The sequence below is a fragment of the Bradyrhizobium sp. Cp5.3 genome (assembly GCF_000426265.1).
GTDB classification, from domain to species: Bacteria; Pseudomonadota; Alphaproteobacteria; order Rhizobiales; family Xanthobacteraceae; genus Bradyrhizobium; species Bradyrhizobium neotropicale.
The window spans coordinates 51,560-68,517 of sequence record NZ_AUFA01000031.1 but is presented as its reverse complement, the minus strand read 5'-3'; the positions used below and the strand labels follow the sequence as shown (position 1 = coordinate 68,517).

16 protein-coding genes are annotated in these 16,958 nt (G+C 64.3%); 9 read left to right on the top strand and 7 right to left on the bottom strand.

What is annotated here, in order from left to right; all coding sequences use genetic code 11:
• Positions 1–40: 40 nt before the first annotated feature.
• From K289_RS0130630 to K289_RS0130620, 3 genes are all read left to right on the top strand, one after another.
• Positions 41–2,383 carry a xanthine dehydrogenase family protein molybdopterin-binding subunit gene (locus K289_RS0130630; protein WP_027554981.1) on the top strand — a complete coding sequence of 781 codons (2,343 nt, stop codon included), beginning with the start codon at positions 41–43 and terminating at the stop codon, positions 2,381–2,383.
• Positions 2,384–2,398: 15 nt separating this feature from the next.
• Entirely contained in the window at positions 2,399–3,199 is an 801-nt protein-coding gene (locus K289_RS0130625; protein WP_027554980.1) for a xanthine dehydrogenase family protein subunit M, read from the top strand.
• Between the two features lie 191 nt (positions 3,200–3,390).
• Positions 3,391–4,506, top strand: a complete 1,116-nt coding sequence (locus K289_RS0130620; protein ID WP_027554979.1) for a CaiB/BaiF CoA-transferase family protein — start codon at positions 3,391–3,393, stop codon at positions 4,504–4,506.
• A 216-nt stretch (positions 4,507–4,722) separates the two neighbouring features.
• Here K289_RS0130620 and hppD read toward each other — a convergent pair whose 3' ends face one another.
• Positions 4,723–5,841, bottom strand: coding sequence for a 4-hydroxyphenylpyruvate dioxygenase (gene hppD / locus K289_RS0130615; protein ID WP_027554978.1), 1,119 nt, complete (start codon positions 5,839–5,841; stop codon positions 4,723–4,725).
• 121 nt (positions 5,842–5,962) lie between these two features.
• Here hppD and K289_RS0130610 point away from each other — a divergent pair, with 121 nt between their 5' ends.
• The 3 genes from K289_RS0130610 (at position 5,963) to K289_RS50810 (ending at position 7,008) form a co-directional block, all read left to right on the top strand.
• Positions 5,963–6,442, top strand: a complete 480-nt coding sequence (locus K289_RS0130610) for an Lrp/AsnC family transcriptional regulator (RefSeq protein ID WP_027554977.1) — start codon at positions 5,963–5,965, stop codon at positions 6,440–6,442.
• A 74-nt stretch (positions 6,443–6,516) separates the two neighbouring features.
• Positions 6,517–6,828, top strand: coding sequence for a DUF1272 domain-containing protein (locus tag K289_RS0130605; RefSeq protein WP_027554976.1), 312 nt, complete (start codon positions 6,517–6,519; stop codon positions 6,826–6,828).
• Between the two features lie 3 nt (positions 6,829–6,831).
• A complete protein-coding gene (locus K289_RS50810) occupies positions 6,832–7,008 on the top strand; it encodes a hypothetical protein (RefSeq protein ID WP_156918270.1) in 177 nt (58 codons plus the stop codon).
• A gap of 11 nt (positions 7,009–7,019) precedes the next feature.
• Here the strand turns inward: K289_RS50810 and fahA are convergent, their stop codons facing one another.
• The 5 genes from fahA to K289_RS0130575 form a co-directional block, all read right to left on the bottom strand.
• On the bottom strand, positions 7,020–8,291 hold the full coding sequence (gene fahA / locus K289_RS0130595) for a fumarylacetoacetase (RefSeq protein WP_027554975.1): 1,272 nt from the start codon (positions 8,289–8,291) through the stop codon (positions 7,020–7,022).
• A gap of 150 nt (positions 8,292–8,441) precedes the next feature.
• The gene (gene hmgA / locus K289_RS0130590; protein WP_027554974.1) at positions 8,442–9,788 is read right to left on the bottom strand and encodes a homogentisate 1,2-dioxygenase; all 1,347 of its coding nucleotides are present in this window, start codon (positions 9,786–9,788) and stop codon (positions 8,442–8,444) included.
• 2 nt (positions 9,789–9,790) lie between these two features.
• On the bottom strand, positions 9,791–10,747 hold the full coding sequence (locus K289_RS0130585) for an MBL fold metallo-hydrolase (protein WP_027554973.1): 957 nt from the start codon (positions 10,745–10,747) through the stop codon (positions 9,791–9,793).
• Positions 10,748–10,771: 24 nt separating this feature from the next.
• Positions 10,772–10,996, bottom strand: a complete 225-nt coding sequence (locus tag K289_RS0130580; RefSeq protein WP_027554972.1) for a DUF2783 domain-containing protein — start codon at positions 10,994–10,996, stop codon at positions 10,772–10,774.
• Positions 10,997–11,004: 8 nt separating this feature from the next.
• On the bottom strand, positions 11,005–12,618 hold the full coding sequence (locus tag K289_RS0130575; protein ID WP_027554971.1) for an FAD-dependent oxidoreductase: 1,614 nt from the start codon (positions 12,616–12,618) through the stop codon (positions 11,005–11,007).
• Between the two features lie 108 nt (positions 12,619–12,726).
• Here K289_RS0130575 and K289_RS0130570 point away from each other — a divergent pair, with 108 nt between their 5' ends.
• Positions 12,727–13,260, top strand: a complete 534-nt coding sequence (locus K289_RS0130570; RefSeq protein ID WP_027554970.1) for a MarR family winged helix-turn-helix transcriptional regulator — start codon at positions 12,727–12,729, stop codon at positions 13,258–13,260.
• 126 nt (positions 13,261–13,386) lie between these two features.
• On the opposite strand, the gene K289_RS0130565 is transcribed toward K289_RS0130570, so the two are convergent.
• The gene (locus K289_RS0130565) at positions 13,387–14,193 is read right to left on the bottom strand and encodes an N-acyl homoserine lactonase family protein (RefSeq protein WP_027554969.1); all 807 of its coding nucleotides are present in this window, start codon (positions 14,191–14,193) and stop codon (positions 13,387–13,389) included.
• A gap of 375 nt (positions 14,194–14,568) precedes the next feature.
• On the opposite strand from K289_RS0130565, the gene K289_RS0130560 reads away from it, so the two are divergent.
• Both K289_RS0130560 and K289_RS0130555 read left to right on the top strand, forming a co-directional pair.
• Entirely contained in the window at positions 14,569–16,098 is a 1,530-nt protein-coding gene (locus tag K289_RS0130560) for a caspase family protein (RefSeq protein ID WP_027554968.1), read from the top strand.
• A gap of 143 nt (positions 16,099–16,241) precedes the next feature.
• Entirely contained in the window at positions 16,242–16,916 is a 675-nt protein-coding gene (locus tag K289_RS0130555; protein WP_027554967.1) for an OmpA family protein, read from the top strand.
• The last annotated feature ends 42 nt before the right edge of the window (positions 16,917–16,958 follow it).

Below are 16,958 nucleotides of genomic sequence, written 5' to 3'. Positions count from 1 at the left end.
GGAAAGGGCGGACAACAATTTCCGGTCGGGAGGACAGGACATGGGTGTTGAAGGCATCGGCGCAAGCGTCGTGCGCAAGGAAGACAAGCGTTTCATCACCGGCAAGGGCCGGTACGTCGACGACATCAAGCTGACGGGCATGACCTATGCCCATTTCATTCGCAGCCCGCACGCCCACGCCAAGGTGAAGGGGATCGACTCCTCCGCCGCCCTGCAGATGCCGGGCGTGGTTGCGGTGCTCACCGGCAAGCAGATCGTCGATGACAAGGTCGGCAACCTGATCTGCGGCTGGGCCATCACCTCCAAGGACGGCAGCCCGATGAAGATGGGCGCATGGCCGGCGATGGCGCCGGAGACCGTGCGCTTCGTCGGTCAGGCCGTCGCCGTGGTGATCGCCGAGAGCAAGAATCTGGCACGCGACGCGGCCGAGGCCGTGGTCGTCGATTACGAGGAACTGCCGGCCGTCGCCGACGTCACAGCGGCGGTCAAAGCCGGCGCGCCGCAACTTCACCCCGAGGCTCCCGGCAACCAGGTCTATGACTGGGTGATCGGCGACGAGGGTGCGGTGGATGCCGCCTTCTCGAAGGCTGCCAATGTGGTGAAGCTCGACCTCACCAACAACCGCCTCGCGCCGAACGCGATGGAGCCGCGCGCGGCGATCGCCGATTACGACGCGGCGGAGGAGCATTTCACGCTCTATACGACGTCGCAGAACCCGCACGTCGCCCGTCTCGTGCTGTCGGCGTTCTACAACATCGCGCCCGAGCACAAGCTGCGCGTGATCGCGCCCGACGTTGGCGGCGGCTTCGGCTCGAAGATCTTCATCTATCCGGAAGAGATGGTGGCGCTGTGGGCCTCGAAGAAGGTCGGCCGTCCCGTGAAGTGGACCGGCGACCGCACCGAGGCCTTCCTCACGGATGCGCATGGCCGCGACCATGTCACCCATGCCGAGATGGCGTTCGACGCCAACAACAAGATCCTCGGCCTGAGGGTGAAGACCTACGCCAATTTCGGCGCCTACATGTCGCTGTTCTCGTCATCAGTGCCGACCTATCTCTACGCGACGCTGCTGTCGGGCCAGTACGACATCCCGGCGATCCATGCCGAGGTGATCGGCGTCTACACCAACACCACGCCGGTCGATGCCTATCGCGGCGCGGGCCGCCCCGAGGCGAGCTACCTTATCGAACGGATGATGGAGACGGCGGCGCGGCAGCTGAAAGTCGATCCGGCTGCGCTGCGCCGGCAGAACTTCATCACCCAGTTCCCGCACCAGACGCCCGTGATCATGGCCTATGACACCGGTGACTTTAATGCCTCGCTCGACGCCGCGATGAAGGCGATCGACTATGCCGGCTTCGCCGACCGCAAGGCCAAGGCGAAAGCCGACGGCAAGCTGCGCGGCATCGGCGTATCCTGCTACATCGAGGCCTGCGGCATCGCGCCTTCGAAGGCGGTCGGCAGCCTAGGTGCCGGCGTGGGCCTGTGGGAATCGGCGGAGGTGCGCGTCAATCCGGTCGGCACCATCGAGATCCTCACGGGCTCGCACAGCCACGGCCAGGGTCACGAGACCACCTTCTGCCAGCTCGTCGCCGATCGCCTCGGCGTTCCCATCAGCCAGGTCTCGATCGTCCATGGCGACACCGACAAGGTGCAGTTCGGCATGGGCACCTACGGCTCGCGTTCCGCGGCCGTCGGTCTCACCGCGATCCTGAAGGCGATGGAAAAGGTCGAGTCCAAGGCCAGGAAGATCGCCGCGCATGCGCTGGAAGCGTCGGAGGCCGACATCGTCATCGAGAACGGCGAGTTCAAGGTGACCGGCACCGACAAGGCGATCGCCTTCCCGATGGTCGCGCTCGCGGCCTACACCGCACACAATCTGCCTGACGGAATGGAACCGGGCCTGAAGGAGACCGCCTTCTACGACCCGACCAACTTCACCTTCCCGGCCGGCACCTACATCTGCGAGCTTGAGGTCGATGCCGGCACCGGCAAGACCTCCTTCGTCAACTTCGTCGCGGCCGATGATTTCGGCCGGCTGATCAACCCGATGATCGTCGAGGGTCAGGTCCATGGCGGTCTCGCCCAGGGCATCGGCCAGGCGCTGCTCGAACACGCGATCTATGATGCCAACGGTCAGCCGGTGACGGCCTCGTTCATGGACTATTCCATGCCGCGCGCCGACGACCTGCCCTCGTTCAAGCTCTCCCACACCACGACGCTCTGCCCGGGCAATCCGCTCGGCATCAAGGGTTGCGGTGAGGCCGGCGCGATCGGCGCCTCTGCGGCCGTGATCAACGCGATCACGGATGCGATCGGCAAGAACAATCTGGAAATGCCCGCAACCCCGGACCGGGTGTGGCGCACGATCCACGCGGCCTAAGAGGGAGCAACGAAGATGTACCAGACCATTTATCATCGCGCCTCCTCGGTCGACGAAGCGGCGAGCCTGTTCGCCAAGGGCAGCGAGGCAAAATTCCTCGCCGGCGGCCAGACCCTGCTTCCGGTCATGAAGCAGCGCCTCGCCGCGCCCTCGGATGTGATCGATCTCGGCAAGATCAAGGAGCTGATCGGCATTGAGGCTTCCGGCGACACGCTGACCATCAAGGCCGCAACGCCGCACTATGACGTCGCGACTAGCGACACCGCGAAGAAAGCGATCCCCGCACTCGCCTATCTGGCATCGCTGATCGGCGATCCCGCCGTGCGCTATCGCGGCACGATCGGCGGCTCGCTCGCCAACAACGATCCGGCCGCCGACTATCCGGCAGCCACGTTGGCGCTCGGCGCGACGATCAAGACCAACAAGCGCACCATCGCCGCCGACGACTACTTCAAGGGCCTGTTCTCGACCGCGCTCGAAGACGGCGAGATCATCACGCAGGTCTCGTTCCCGGTTCCGGCGAAGGCGGGCTACGCAAAGTTCCCGCATCCGGCCTCGCGGTTCGCGCTGACGGGCGTGTTCGTCGCACAGACGAAGTCTGGCGAGATCCGCGTCGCTGCGACCGGTGCCTCGCAGAGCGGCGTGATGCGGGTTCCCGCGATCGAAGCCGCGCTGAAGGCGAACTGGTCGCCGTCAGCGATCGACAGCGTCAGCATTTCGGCGAGCGGGCTCCTCTCCGACATCCACGGCTCGTCCGACTACCGCGCCAACCTCGTCAAGGTGATGGCGCAGCGCGCGGTGGCCGCCGCCGGCTGATAGCCACTCAACACAAATCTTCCGCGGCGCGCAGAAATGCGCGCCGCTTTTGTTATGCGCCTATGCATGAAAACTGCTTGCCTCGCTGGCGTGAAGGCGGGAAAAGTTAATCAGCCAATTAACTCCACAGAGGAACGTCCGAGCGGAAGCCTCATCCGGCACGCCGCCTCGTGAGCTGAGGAAACAAGAACGTGCTCGATAAACCAGCCCAGGAACAATCAGGCTCCTCCGTCCGCACCTCCGGCCCGCTTTCGGGCTTCCGCATCGTCGAATTCGCCGGCATCGGTCCCGGTCCGTTCGCCTGCATGATGCTGGCCGACATGGGTGCCGACGTCGTCACGCTCGACCGCGTCGGCGCGAAGAAGAGCATGAAGTCGGTGGCGGGACGCGGCCGCAAGGTGATCGAGCTCGACCTCAAGGACAAGACGGCAATCGCGGAGGTACTCGACCTGCTTGCCAACGCCGACGCGCTGGTCGAGGGCTTTCGTCCCGGCGTGATGGAGCGGCTCGGGCTCGGACCCGACGTGGTGCTCGCGCGCAATCCAAAGCTCGTCTATGGCCGCATGACCGGCTGGGGCCAGGAAGGCCCGCTCGCCAATGCCGCCGGCCATGACATCAATTACATCTCCATCACCGGCGCACTCGCCGCAATCGGCACCAAGGAAGCGCCGGTGCCGCCGCTCAATCTGGTCGGCGATTTCGGTGGCGGCGCGCTTTATCTCGTCGTCGGCGTGCTCGCCGCACTGCTGGAAGCGCAGAAGTCCGGCAAGGGGCAGGTGGTCGACACTGCGATGTGCGACGGCGCGGCGTCGCTGATGTCGTTCTTCTTCGACATGACCACGATCGGCCGCTGGACCGAAGGCCGCGTGCAGAACTTCCTCGACGGCGGCGCGCATTTCTACGGCGTCTATGAATGCGCCTGCGGCCATTTCGTCTCGATCGGCTCGATCGAGCCGCAGTTCTATGCACTCTTGCGTGAGCATGCGGGTCTCACTGACGCCGACTTCGACGCTCAGATGGACCGCAAGGCCTGGCCGGCACTGAAGGAGAAGCTGCAGGCCGTGTTCAAGAGCAAGACGCGCGAGGACTGGTGCAAGATCATGGAAGGCACCGACATCTGCTTCGCGCCGGTGCTGACCATGTCGGAAGCGACCGAGCACCCCCACATGGTCGCCCGCAACGTCTTCGTCGAGCGCCACGGCGTGAAGCAGCCTGCGCCGGCGCCAAGATTCTCCCGCACCCCGTCGGCGGTTCGCGAGCCCGAGGCGGCGGAGATCGGGGCTGTGACGAAGGCGTGGAAGAGGTAGTCTCAGCTGCCTCGTCACACTCCGCCGTCGTTCGGCCGGGACGACACCGGTCAGTGGCAACAGCTCGCAGTCCAACGCAGCTTCGTAGGGTAGGCAAAGGCGCGTAGCGCCGTGCCCACCATCTTTCCACGATTCCGATAGAAGCGGTGGGCACGCTTCGCTTTGCCCACCCTACGGCCCCTGCCTTGACGCGGCGGCGTGCCCGAAAGCGACCGCTTACGCCGCGCTATCCACCTTCAGCACCCCGCGCCGGATCTGATCTTCCTCGATCGATTCGAACAGCGCCTTGAAATTACCCTCGCCGAAACCATCGTCGCCCTTGCGCTGGATGAACTCGAAGAAGATCGGGCCGATGGCATTCGCCGAGAAGATCTGCAGCAGCACCTTGGTCTGGCCGCCGTCGACCACGCCTTCGCCGTCGATCAGGATGCCGTTGGTCCTGAGCCGCGCGACGTTCTCACCGTGCTTGGGCAGGCGGGCATCGATCCGCTCGAAATAGGTGTCGGGCGGCGACGGCATGAACGGCAGGCCGGCGGCGCGCAGGCCTTCGATCGTGCTGTGGATGTCGCGGCAGCCGCAAGCAATATGCTGGATGCCCTCGCCGCGATAGGTCTGCAGATATTCCTCGATCTGGCCGGAATCGCCGGCGTCCTCGTTGATCGGAATCCGGATCTTGCCGTCGGGGCTGGTCAGCGCCCGCGAGAACAGGCCGGAGGCGCGGCCCTCGATGTCGAAGAAACGGATCTGACGGAAGTTGAACAGCTTTTCGTAGAAGCCCGCCCAGACGTCCATGCGGCCGCGGTGGACGTTGTGGGTGAGATGGTCGAGATAGAACAGGCCGGCGCCATGCGGGCGCGGATCGCGCGCACCTAGCCATTCGTATTCGGCGTCATAGGCCGAGCCCTTCGCGCCGTAGCGGTCGACGAAATAGAGCAGGCTGCCGCCGATACCCCTGATCGCGGGCACATCGAGCGTCTTCTGTGCGGAGGTGGCGTCGGCCGGCTCCGCGCCGAGCGCGATCGCGCGCTCATAAGCCTTTTGCGCATCGACGACGCGGAACGCCATCGACGGCGCACAGGGGCCGTGCGCGGCGACGAAGTCGAAACCGTGGGTGCCCGGCTCCTCGTTGACGAGATAATTGATGTCGCCCTGGCGATAGACCGTGATTGCCTTGGTCTTGTGGCGCGCGACGGCGGCAAAGCCCATCAGCTTGAACAGGTCGTGCAGCTCTTGCGGATTGGGGTGCGCATATTCGACGAACTCGAAGCCGTCGGTGCCCATCGGATTGTCGGCGCTGATCGTGGCCGGCGGTGCATCGTGCGGAAATGGACCCATGGCTGCTCTCCCAAATTGCTGCTGCAAGAACTATCCTTCATAGGGGGCGCAATGGGCGTGCAAATAAGATGCTATTTGGCTATCCTATGCACGGTTTGTGCATCGAATGGATAAATGACGCATGATTTCGGTTGACGCCTTCGACCTCAAGATACTCGGCGCGCTCCAGGATGACGGCCGCCTCACCAACCAGGAGCTCGCCGAGCTCGCGGGGCTGTCGGCCTCGCAATGCTCGCGGCGGCGGATGCGGCTGGAGGAGGAGAAGGTGATCGCCGGCTATCACGCCGATCTCTCCAGCGAGGCACTCGGCTTCGGCGTGATCGCATTCATCCAGGTGACGCTGGCGACCCACTCGCCGGATAATTCCAAGCGCTTCCGGACCCTGGTCAATCGCATCGACGAGATCCAGGAAGCCTATTCGCTGACGGGCGACGCCGACTACGTGCTGAAGGCGGTGCTGCGCGACCTCAAGGGACTCTCCAACCTCGTCAACGACGTGCTGATGCCGCACCAGAGTGTGGCGCATGTGCGCTCGTCGATCGTGCTGGACCGGCTGAAGGAGAGCTCGCGACTGCCGCTGAAGGAGATCCAGCCCGGCTGAAATCGAGGGAATTGCGGCATTCGCGCCGCGCCAAGGACCTGCGATGATCCGCGCCCAATCCGGGAGATTCAGTCATGGCGCTGCAACTTCGACCGAACTGCGAATATTGCGACCGCGACCTGCCGCCGAATGCAACGGATGCGCGGATATGCTCCTATGAATGCACGTTCTGTGCGGACTGCGTGGAGACCAAGCTGTTCAACGTCTGCCCGAACTGCGGCGGCGGCTTTGCCCCGCGCCCAATCCGCCCTGCGCAGGAATGGCGGCCGGGCGTGTGCACGACCAAGCAGGTGCCGTCGGACAAGCGCGTGCATTTGAAGTTCAGCGTCGAGGATGTCGCGACGCATTGCGCGCGGATACGCGACGTGCCGCCGGAGGAGCGCTAGCAAATGCAGATCGAAGTAACACCGGAAGAACTTCGGTACATTATTCGGGTCGGCGCAGCGCTGGTGCAGCACATCCCCGATAAATCTCTCCCGACGTACTGCAATTTCGATAAGCAGCAGATTGTCGATTTTTCAGCTCGAATGAGAACTGAGCTCGACAAGGCTGGCCTTGACCGATAGCCGGCAGGCAATCACTCCGCCGGCAAAATCGTCCCCTCGACCTCGCCGAAGCCGACGCGGTAGCCCTTGCCCTGGCACCAGCCGCGCATGACGAGGCTGTCGCCATCCTCCAGGAACGAGCGCTTGGCGCCGCCGGGCAATTCGACCGGCTCGGTGCCATTCCAGCTGATCTCAAGCAGGCTGCCGCGCTGGTTCTTTTCCGGGCCGGAGATCGTGCCGCTGCCGAGGAGATCGCCGACATTCATCGCGCATCCGCTGGAGGCGTGGTGCATCAATTGCTGCACCGACGACCAGTACATGTATTTGAAGTTGGTGCGGCTGATGCTGGCGGGCGCATTCGCGCCGGCGGCGCGCAAGGAAACGTCGAGCTCCAGATCGTAGTTCTGCGGCTTCGCCTGCTTGAGATAGTCGAGCGGCGTCGGCTCCTGTTCGGGCCCCTTCAGCCGGAATGGCTCCAGCGCCTCGCGCGTCACCACCCACGGGCTGATCGAGGTCGCAAACGCCTTGGCGAGGAACGGCCCGAGCGGCACATATTCCCATTGCTGGATGTCCCGCGCGCTCCAGTCGTTGAGCAGCACGAAGCCGAAGATCATTTCCTCGGCTTGGCTCTCGCTCAGCATGCCGCCCATCGGCGATGGCTGGCCGACCACGACGCCCATCTCCAGCTCGAAGTCGAGCCGCTTGCACGGCGCAAAGTTCGGCACCTCGACATTCGGCGGCTTCAACTGCCCGCGCGGCCGCTTCACCTGGGTGGCGCTGACCACCACGGTCGAAGCGCGGCCGTTATAGCCGATCGGCATATGCAGCCAGTTCGGCTGCAGCGCATTGTCCTTGCCGCGGAACATCACGCCGACATTGGTGGCGTGCTCCTTCGACGAATAGAAGTCGGTGTAGCCGGAGACCGCGAACGGCAGATGCATCCTGGCATCACCCATCGGCACGAGCGCGCGGCTGCGTAGGTCCTCGTTGTCGCGCAGCTCGGGATGATCGTGGCGCAGCAGCTCGCTGGTCCGCGCCCGCGTCTTCGACCAGACCTTGGGCCCCAGCGCCATGAACGGATTGAGCGACGGCCCGGAGAACACGCCGAGCGTCCCGACATCGAGCCGGCAATCCTGCTCAAGCGCCCAGAGGTCGAGCACGTAATTGCCGATCGCCACGCCGACGCGCGGTGTTGGATTGGCCGCCGTCGAGAACACGCCATAAGGCAGGTTCTGGATCGGAAAGTCGGAGGCGGGATCCACGTCGATGAAGGAGCGGAGGCTGGGATCGTTGGGGTGGGGCACAATACGAATCCTGTTCACAATCGGACAATCTCTCTCCTTCGTCATTCCGGGATGGCCCGAAGGGCCAGGCCCGGAATCCATAACCACGATCGTGAGTATGGATTCCGGGCTCGCCGCTTCGCGGCGCCCCGGAATGACGGCAGGGGAACGCTACGGCCTGTTCGGATCGAACCGCTTCTCCAGGCCCTTCCAGCACTCCGCGTAGTCGTCCTGGAGCGTCGACGATTTCGCGGCATGCTCCGTGACACGCTGCGGGTAGCGGGTCTCGAACATGAAGGCCATGGTGCCCGTCAGCTTCACCGGCTTCAGCTCGCCATTGCTGGCGTGATCGAAGGCCTCGCGATCGGGACCGTGGGGCAACATGCAATTGTGCAGACTGATGCCGCCGGGAACGAAACCCTGCGGCTTGGCGTCGTAGACGCCGTAGATCAGGCCCATGAATTCACTCATGATGTTCATGTGATACCAGGGCGGACGGAAGGTGTTGTCGGCGACCATCCAGCGCTCGGGGAAGATGACGAAGTCGATATTCGCGGTGCCCGCCGTCTCCGACGGCGAGGTGAGCACCGTGAAGATCGAGGGATCCGGGTGATCGAAGGCGATCGCACCGACCGGCGAGAAGGTGCGTAGATCATATTTGTACGGCGCGTAATTGCCGTGCCAGGCGACGACGTCGATCGGCGAATGCGGCAGCATAGTCTTGAACAGCGAGCCGCCCCATTTCACGTAGAGCTCGGTCGGCGTGTCCCTATCCTCGTAGCTCGCCACCGGCGTGAGGAAGTCGCGCGCATTGGCAAGGCAGTTGGCGCCAATCGGCCCGCGCTCCGGCAGCGTGAAGGCGCCGCCATAATTTTCGCAGAGATAGCCGCGCGCCGGCCCGTTCAGAATCTCGACGCGGAATTTCACGCCGCGCGGGATGATCACGATCTCGCCGGGTTCGGCGTCGATGCGGCCGAACTCGGTGACGAAGCGCGAAGTGCCCTGCTGAAGCACGAACATCATCTCGCCGTCGGCATTGTAGAAATGCTGGTCGACCATCGACTTGGTGATCAGGTAGACATGCGCGGCCATGCCGGCCTGGGTGTTGACGTCGCCGGCCGTCGTCATGGTCTGCACGCCCTGGAGGAACGTCACGTCCTCCTTCGGGATCGGCGTCGGGTCCCAGCGCAGCTGCGCGATCGGCAGATCGTATTCGTGACATGGCGCCGAGCGCCACAGGCCGGCATCGACCTTCTCGAAGCGGCCGGAGTGCTTCACCGAGGGGCGGATGCGATAGAGCCAGGAGCGCTCATTAGTGCCGCGCGGCGCGGTGAAGGGCGAGCCGGAAAGCTGCTCGGCGTAGAGGCCGTAGGCACAGCGCTGCGGCGAGTTGCGGCCCATCGGCAGCGCGCCCGGCAATGCCTCGGTCTCGAAGCTGTTGCCGAAGCCGGACATGTAGCCCGGCGTGACTTGGGCGGTGCTGCGAACGATCTGATCCGGCGAGGTGTTGATGTTCATGACTATCCTCCTCCTTGCAGGGCGGCCCACATTTCCTGGTCGCGCTTGTCGGTCCAGATCACGGGATCGTCGATCCCCGACGCCTCGTCGAAGGCGCGCGACACGTTGAACGGCAGGCAGTGCTCGTAGATGGCGAAGCTCGAAAACTTGGGATCCATCACCTCGCGGGTCGCCGCCATCGTCTCCTTCAGCGTGCGCCCCTTGGCAACCGAGATTTCCGCCGCGCCATAGAGCGTCGACACGAAATCGCGGGTCATCGCGATCGCCTCGCGCGCGGTGGTGGTGCCCTTCAGCGCATCGCCGCGTCCAGGCGCGATCGCCTTCGGATTGAAGTTGCGGATCTCGTTCAGCGTCAGCGGCCATTCGCGCAAATGCGCGTCGCCGCAATAGCAGGCCGAGTGATATTCGATGAGATCGCCGGAGAACATGACTTCGGCATCCGGCACCCAGGCGACGATGTCGCCGGAGGTGTGGCCTGCGCCGAGCTGCATCAACCGCACCTCGCGCTTGCCGAGATAGATCGACATCTCGCCTTCGAAGGTCAGCGTCGGCCAGGTCAGGCCGGGAATGCTCGCGGCATCCTGGAACAGGCGAGGGAAACGGCCGAATTCGGAATCCCAATCCTGCTTGCCGCGCTCCTCGATCAGCCGATAGGTCTCCTGTGAGGCGACGATGCCTTGCGCCTTGTAGGCGGAGGCGCCGAGCACGCGCACGGCGTGATAGTGCGACAGCACGACATATTTGATCGGCTTGTCGGTGACGGTGCGGACGCGCTCGATCACCTTGTTGGCCATCGCAGGCGTCGCCTGCGCGTCGAACACGAGGCAGCCGTCGTCGCCGACGATGACCGCCGTGTTCGGGTCGCCCTCGGCGGTGAAGGCATAGAGATCGGTGCCGATCTCGGAGAAGGTGATCTTCTTCTCCGAGAGATCGCCGGTGGATGCGAAGTTCTTCGCCATCAATTCATCCTTCGAGTCACAGGGTTATTGTTGTTGCTGTTGTTGCTGCTGGCCGTCGATCATGCGTCGCTTCGCGAGCACGATCGCCTCGCGCAGCACGTCGATGTCGCCAATATGGTTGGCGAGGATCAGGACCAGCGCGGCGTCGAGATCCGCGCTCTCTGCGTCGGACAACCCGCGATGCGCCTCGACGATAGCGCGGAAGGCGTCGTCGGGCCGCGCGAAATTCGAGCTGGTGGAAAGCGCCATGCGAAACCTCAGTTCAAACCTTCGGCACGCGACAATGCGGCTGCGATCGACCCGGGCGTCGGATGCCGAAAGCGCGCCGCGACATAGCCGTCGGGCCGGAGCAGATAGGCCGAGCCTGGCTCGGCGTCGTAGCGCTTCGCGGCAAGGCCGGCAGAATCGGCCAATCCACCCGCACCGCCGATCCGGATATCCTTGACGCCGTCGGGCGCCTCGACTGCTGCACCATTGCTGAACGACAGCAGGGCGAAGTCCGTTCCTTCGTTGCGGAACATGTCCGTCAGATAGCTCTGTTCGCCTGCGCGTGCCTCGATCGGCGCATCCAGCATGGAACAGCCGGGCCGCGGGCCACCTCGCCACGCCTCCGCATCTGGCGAGGACAGCGGCGAGTCATAGCTGCAGGGCACCGACAGCCGGCCGCCATTGACCATGCGCTTGCCGAACTCGGTCTCCTTGGCGAGCGACAGCACCGCCTTGCGCAGCCGCGCCTCCTGGTCCGTGTTCGGCGCCATGAAATCGGTCGAGCGCGTGGATTCGCGGATGTTCTCGTCGGCGGCAAGGCTGCGCTCGACGTGGTAGCTCTCGAGCAGGCTCGCGGGTGAAGAGCCGCGCAGCACGCGATCGAGCTTCCAGGAAAGGTTCTCGGCATCCTCGAGCCCTGAATTGGCGCCACGCGCGCCAAAGGGCGAGACCTGATGCGCGGAATCGCCGGCAAAGATCACGCGGCCGTGGAGGAAACGATCCATGCGCCGGCATTGGAATTTGTAAAGCGAGATCCATTCGAACTCGAACTTGTCGTGGCCGAGCATGCGCGCGATCCGCTGCCGCACATTCTCCGGCTTCTTCTCGAAGACGGGATCGGCATCGCGGCTGAGCTGCAGATCGATGCGCCAGACGTCGTCGGGCTGCCGGTGCAGCAGCGCCGAGCGTCCGCCATGGAACGGCGGATCGAACCAGAACCAGCGCTCGGTCGGGAATTCCGCGGTCATCTTGACGTCGGCGATCAGGAACTGGTCTTCGAACACCTGGCCGGCAAATTCGGCACCGACCATCTGCCGCAGCGATGAGCGCGCGCCGTCGCAGGCGATGACGTATTGCGTACTTAGCCGATAGGCTCCCTCCGGCGTCTCGATGGTCAGCACGACGGAGTCGTTGCGCTGCTCCAGCGCCGTTACCTTGTTGCGCCAGCGCAGATCGATCCCCGGTAGATCCGTAATGCGATCGACCAGATAGGCCTCGGCGTAATATTGCTGGAGGTTGATGAAGGCCGGCCGCTTGTGGCCGTCCTCGGGCAACAGGTTGAACTGGTAGAGCTGGGACTCGCCGTGGAAGATGCGGCCGACGCTCCACACCACGCCCTTCTCGACCATGCGGTCGCCGACGCCGAGCCGGTCCCAATATTCCAGCGAGCGCTTGGAGAAGCAGATCGCGCGCGAGCCCTCGCCGATGCGGTCGGCGTCATCCAAAAGGACAACGCGCTGGCCGCGCTGGGCAAGGTCGATCGCCAGCGACAGGCCGACCGGGCCGGCGCCAACCACGACCACCGCATGCTCGGCCGGGTTAGGGCCGGGGCGGTCCTGATCGGGGTGGCGGCGGTAGCCGAACTGGGTCTTTGCCTGCGCCATGCGCTAACCTCGGCTCTGGTCAGGAGGGGACTGATCTGCTAGATAGTCTCACGTGCAACTATTTTGGACCGGAGCCGGCCGGCCGTCAACTGGAATTCGGAGCGCATTTTGGCGAGGACGACAGATACCGCGCTGAAGACTCGTGACGCGGACGACACATTGGCGAAGGCGCGGCTCGATTTGTTCAAGTTCGTGCCGTTCCGCCTCAACCGGCTGGCTGCCGAAGTCAGCGCAGCGCTCGCGGTCGAGTATCAGGAGCGCCACGGCCTCGACATTCCGGCCTGGCGGGTGCTGGCGACGCTCGGCTTCCGCAACGATGCCTGCAGCGCGCAGTACATCTCGCAATGTACCCGCACGCACAAATCTACCATCAGCCGCGCGGTGACCACGCTGCTGCATGACGAGCTGATCGAGCGGGTCGAGAACGCGGCCGATCGCCGCGAATTCCGCCTGCAACTGACGAAAAAGGGCCGCGCGCTCTACGAGGAGCTGTTCCCGCAACTGCTGCGGCGGGAAGACGAGATCCTCTCTTGTCTTTCGGCGCAGGAACGCAAGCAATTGTCCGCGCTGCTCGGCAAGGTCGAGCAGAGTCTCGATCTGATCCAGACCAGCGAGGAGGCGGACGCCAAGGAAGCGTATTAGCGGACCCTCGTGGTGAGGAGGCGCGAAGCGCCGTCTCGAACCATGAAGGCCCCGCTGCTTCATCTTGGCTTCATCCTTCGAGACGGCCGCTACGCGGCCTCCTCAGGATGAGGGTCCGGCATCATGCTATTTCGCAAACGACTTCGACGGCGGCAGATGCAGCGCCCACGCGTCGATCTTGTCGCTGGCGCGCGGATAGATTTCCGTCACGAGCGGATCGTGTCCGGGGATGAAGCGATCGGGATGACCGGCGAGACGCTCGATCGTCTCCCAGCCTATCGCCATGTCGCCGACATTGTAGACGATCGGGAACGGGCTGCGCCGCTGCAAATTGGCGTAATAATGCGCCGCATCGGACGCCAGCACCACCGGCCCGCGCGCAGTCTCGACCTTGACGACCTGCAAGCCATCGGAATGACCGCCGACGCGGTGCACGGTGACGCCGGGCGCGACCCCGCCCTCGCCGGAGTAGAAGGTGACGCGCTCGCCATAGACATGGCGCACCATCAGCGTGACGTGCTCGACCGAGAACGGATGTCGCAGCAGGCCGTTGCACATGCAGCGCCCGGTCGCGTAAGCCATCTCGCGCTCCTGGAGATGGAAGCGTGCATTGGGGAAGCGGTCGAGATTGCCGGCGTGGTCGTAATGCAGATGCGTCACGATGATGTCGCGGATGCTTGACGCGGAAACGCCAAAGCGCTCCAGCGCATCGACCGGATTGAGCGTCAGCTTGCGGGCCCGCAAGCTCGCTTCCTCGGCATTGAAGCCGGTGTCGACCAGGATCTCGCGGCCGCCGCCGCGGATCAGCCAGACGAAATAGTCGAGGTCCTGTGCCGCGCTGTCATGCGGGTCCGGCAACAGGAAGTTCATGTGAGGGGTGCGCGGCGACATCGTCGCATAGCGCAGCGCGTAGATTTCGTAGGCGTTTCCCATGGTTTTGCTTTTTTTCTGAGGTTAGTCTTTCGGGACGATCCCGCACACCAAGCCATCGTCCGTCGCAAACGTCAAACGGCGCGCTCCCCGCGTATCATAATGTCAGACCAATCACATTTTCGTCGCGGTGGCCGGCCTAACATGGATCGGCCCAAGAGGCCTGAACCTCGAATCGAACCCCCATCGAGAGAAGCCGTGACTGCCGACTTATTCCCCCTGCATCTGCTAGCGGCGTCGCGGTCAATTGTCGCGATAACGCCGAATCTCCAAGCGGTTGACGCCCCCTCCCCCCGGTTTGATAATGCAGATAGCGTAAGTTAAGGTCGCCGCGGCGCAAGCTGGGAACGGCGCCTTTTTGGCTGGACCGCGCTGATTATGAAAATTCGCTTCCTTTTTCTTCTGCTCCTGCTTGTCTCGCTCCTTCCAACCGCGCCATCGCTCGCGGCCGGCGACCGTTTCGCGCTGGTCATCGGCAACGCCAAATATCCGGACGCGGACAGCCCGCTGAAGGAACCGATCAACGACGCGCGCGACGTCGCCGACGAGCTCAAGCGGGACGGCTTTTCCGTCGAGATCGGCGAGAACCTGACCGGCGACGCCATGCGCCGCGCCTTCGACAAGCTCTACGGCAAGATCAAGCCGGGCTCGGTGGCGCTGGTGTTCTACAGCGGTTTTGGCATCCAGTCGGCTCGTCAGAGCTACATGATCCCGATCGATGCGCAGATCTGGACCGAGTCCGATGTGCGCCGTGACGGCTTCAGCATCGAAACCATCCTCGGCGAGCTCAACACCCGCGGCGCCGGCGTCAAGATCGCGCTGATCGATGCGTCCAGGCGCAACCCGTTCGAGCGCCGGTTCCGCAGCTTCTCCGCAGGCCTTACGCCGGTCATCGCGCCGAACGGCACGCTGGTGATGTACTCGGCGGCGCTGGCCTCGGTGGTCTCTGACGCCGGTGGCGACCACAGCCTGTTCGTCCAGGAGTTGCTGAAGGAAATCCGCGTCCCCGACCTGATGGCCGAGGAGACGCTGAACCGCACCAAGATGGGCGTCACCCGCGCCTCGCGCGGCGAGCAGGTGCCGTGGATCTCGTCCTCGCTGGCCGAGGATTTTTCGTTCATTCCGGGCGCCGGCGGATCGCGTCCGACGGCGACGACACCACCCCCCGCACCTCCCGCTCCGCCGCCTGCCGTGGTTGCCAACAACCCGCCGCCTGCACCGCCCGCCGCACCGCCTCCGAAGCCGACTGAGGCAACCGCCGCGCCTGCGCCGGCACCGGCCCCATCGCCGAAGCCGCAGGTGGAAGCTGCCTTGCCTCCGCCGCCACCGCCGGTGAAGCCGGCTGATCCCGTCACCCCGCCGAGCGCCGACGCCGGTCCGAGCCAAAGCGGCCCAAGCCCGGCCGTGCTGGCTGACGATCCCACCATCAAGAGCCTGACGGCGAAGATCGCCGCCAATCCGGACGATGTGAACGCGCTGTACCGGCGCGGCCAGGTCTATGCCAGCAAGGGGGCCTACGACCTCGCCATCAAGGATTTCGACGGCACACTGCGGATCAATGCGAAGGACGTCGAGGCGCTGAACAACCGCTGCTGGACCCGCACCGTGATCGGCGATCTCCAGGGCGCGCTGAGGGATTGCAACGAGGCACTGCGGCTGCGGCCGAATTTCGTCGATGCGCTCGACAGCCGGGGCCTCGTCAACCTGAAATCGGGTGCAGTGAAGAACGCCATCGCCGATTTCGACGCGGCGCTGAAGATCAACCCGCGCCTGACCTCCTCGCTCTACGGCCGGGGCCTCGCCAAGCAGCGTAACGGCTCGGCCCAGGAGGGAGCCCTCGACATTGCGAATGCCAAGGCGATGGACCCGAACATCGTTCAGGAGTTCGCAAGTTACGGAGTGCGTTGATATTTTTTTGAGTTGAGGCAGGGCGTGCCTCGAACCCTATCGCCCTGCCGGCGACTAATTTGACAATGCCGCATGCGGCCTTCCGGGGGCTTATTGCAGAAATTTTGGAACCGCGCGCGCCGGCTGCGCAGGAGGGACTGGCAATGAGATTGGCTGCAAAGGGACTGACCGCGATCCTGTCCATCATTACCGTCAGTGCCGCCCTGTCGCTGGCGCCCTCGCCCGTGCGCGCGGGTGACGACGGCAACGGCAAGAACGTCAGCGAGGATGAGATCGTTCGCGCGCTGGCGCCGGCGGCGAAGAAGCCTCTCACCCGCGGCCTTTCGATCGGCCCGCAGACCGCCGATCCGGCACCGAGCGCGGCAGAGACCCAGCTGCTCCAGTCCGTCCGCGGCCGCTCCACACGTTCGCTCTCGGTCACCGAACGCGAGGAGATCGCGTCAGTGGCCAAGGACAAGCCGAACATCGATCTCGAGATCACCTTCGACTACAACTCGGCCAATATCAGCGCCAAGTCGCTTCCCTCGGTCCAGGCGCTCGGCCGCGCACTGACCAGCCCGGACCTGAAGGGCTCGACCTTCGTCGTCGCCGGTCACACCGACGCCGCCGGCGGCGAGGCCTACAACCAGGACCTGTCGGAGCGCCGCGCGGATTCGATCAAGCGCTATCTCGTCGACAAGTACAGCATCGCCGCGTCCGATCTCGTCACCGTCGGCTACGGCAAGAGCAAGCTGAAGGACCCGAGCCAGCCGATGGCGGAGGTGAACCGCCGCGTGCAGGTCGTCAACATGGAAAACAAGACCACCGCATCGAAGTGACCACGACGTAATTCTCGCAGTGATCATTTGTGATGTGGTGTA

What these genes read in the sequence shown, in the direction of transcription:
- K289_RS0130630 (WP_027554981.1), top strand. Translation starts at nt 41, where the DNA reads ATGGGTGTTGAAGGCATCGGCGCAAGCGTCGTGCGCAAGGAAGACAAG.
- K289_RS0130625 (WP_027554980.1), top strand. Translation starts at nt 2,399, where the DNA reads ATGTACCAGACCATTTATCATCGCGCCTCCTCGGTCGACGAAGCGGCG.
- hppD (WP_027554978.1), bottom strand. Translation starts at nt 5,841, where the DNA reads ATGGGTCCATTTCCGCACGATGCACCGCCGGCCACGATCAGCGCCGAC.
- K289_RS0130610 (WP_027554977.1), top strand. Translation starts at nt 5,963, where the DNA reads ATGATTTCGGTTGACGCCTTCGACCTCAAGATACTCGGCGCGCTCCAG.
- K289_RS0130605 (WP_027554976.1), top strand. Translation starts at nt 6,517, where the DNA reads ATGGCGCTGCAACTTCGACCGAACTGCGAATATTGCGACCGCGACCTG.
- K289_RS50810 (WP_156918270.1), top strand. Translation starts at nt 6,832, where the DNA reads ATGCAGATCGAAGTAACACCGGAAGAACTTCGGTACATTATTCGGGTC.
- hmgA (WP_027554974.1), bottom strand. Translation starts at nt 9,788, where the DNA reads ATGAACATCAACACCTCGCCGGATCAGATCGTTCGCAGCACCGCCCAA.
- K289_RS0130585 (WP_027554973.1), bottom strand. Translation starts at nt 10,747, where the DNA reads ATGGCGAAGAACTTCGCATCCACCGGCGATCTCTCGGAGAAGAAGATC.
- K289_RS0130580 (WP_027554972.1), bottom strand. Translation starts at nt 10,996, where the DNA reads ATGGCGCTTTCCACCAGCTCGAATTTCGCGCGGCCCGACGACGCCTTC.
- K289_RS0130575 (WP_027554971.1), bottom strand. Translation starts at nt 12,618, where the DNA reads ATGGCGCAGGCAAAGACCCAGTTCGGCTACCGCCGCCACCCCGATCAG.
- K289_RS0130565 (WP_027554969.1), bottom strand. Translation starts at nt 14,193, where the DNA reads ATGGGAAACGCCTACGAAATCTACGCGCTGCGCTATGCGACGATGTCG.
- K289_RS0130560 (WP_027554968.1), top strand. Translation starts at nt 14,569, where the DNA reads ATGAAAATTCGCTTCCTTTTTCTTCTGCTCCTGCTTGTCTCGCTCCTT.
- K289_RS0130555 (WP_027554967.1), top strand. Translation starts at nt 16,242, where the DNA reads ATGAGATTGGCTGCAAAGGGACTGACCGCGATCCTGTCCATCATTACC.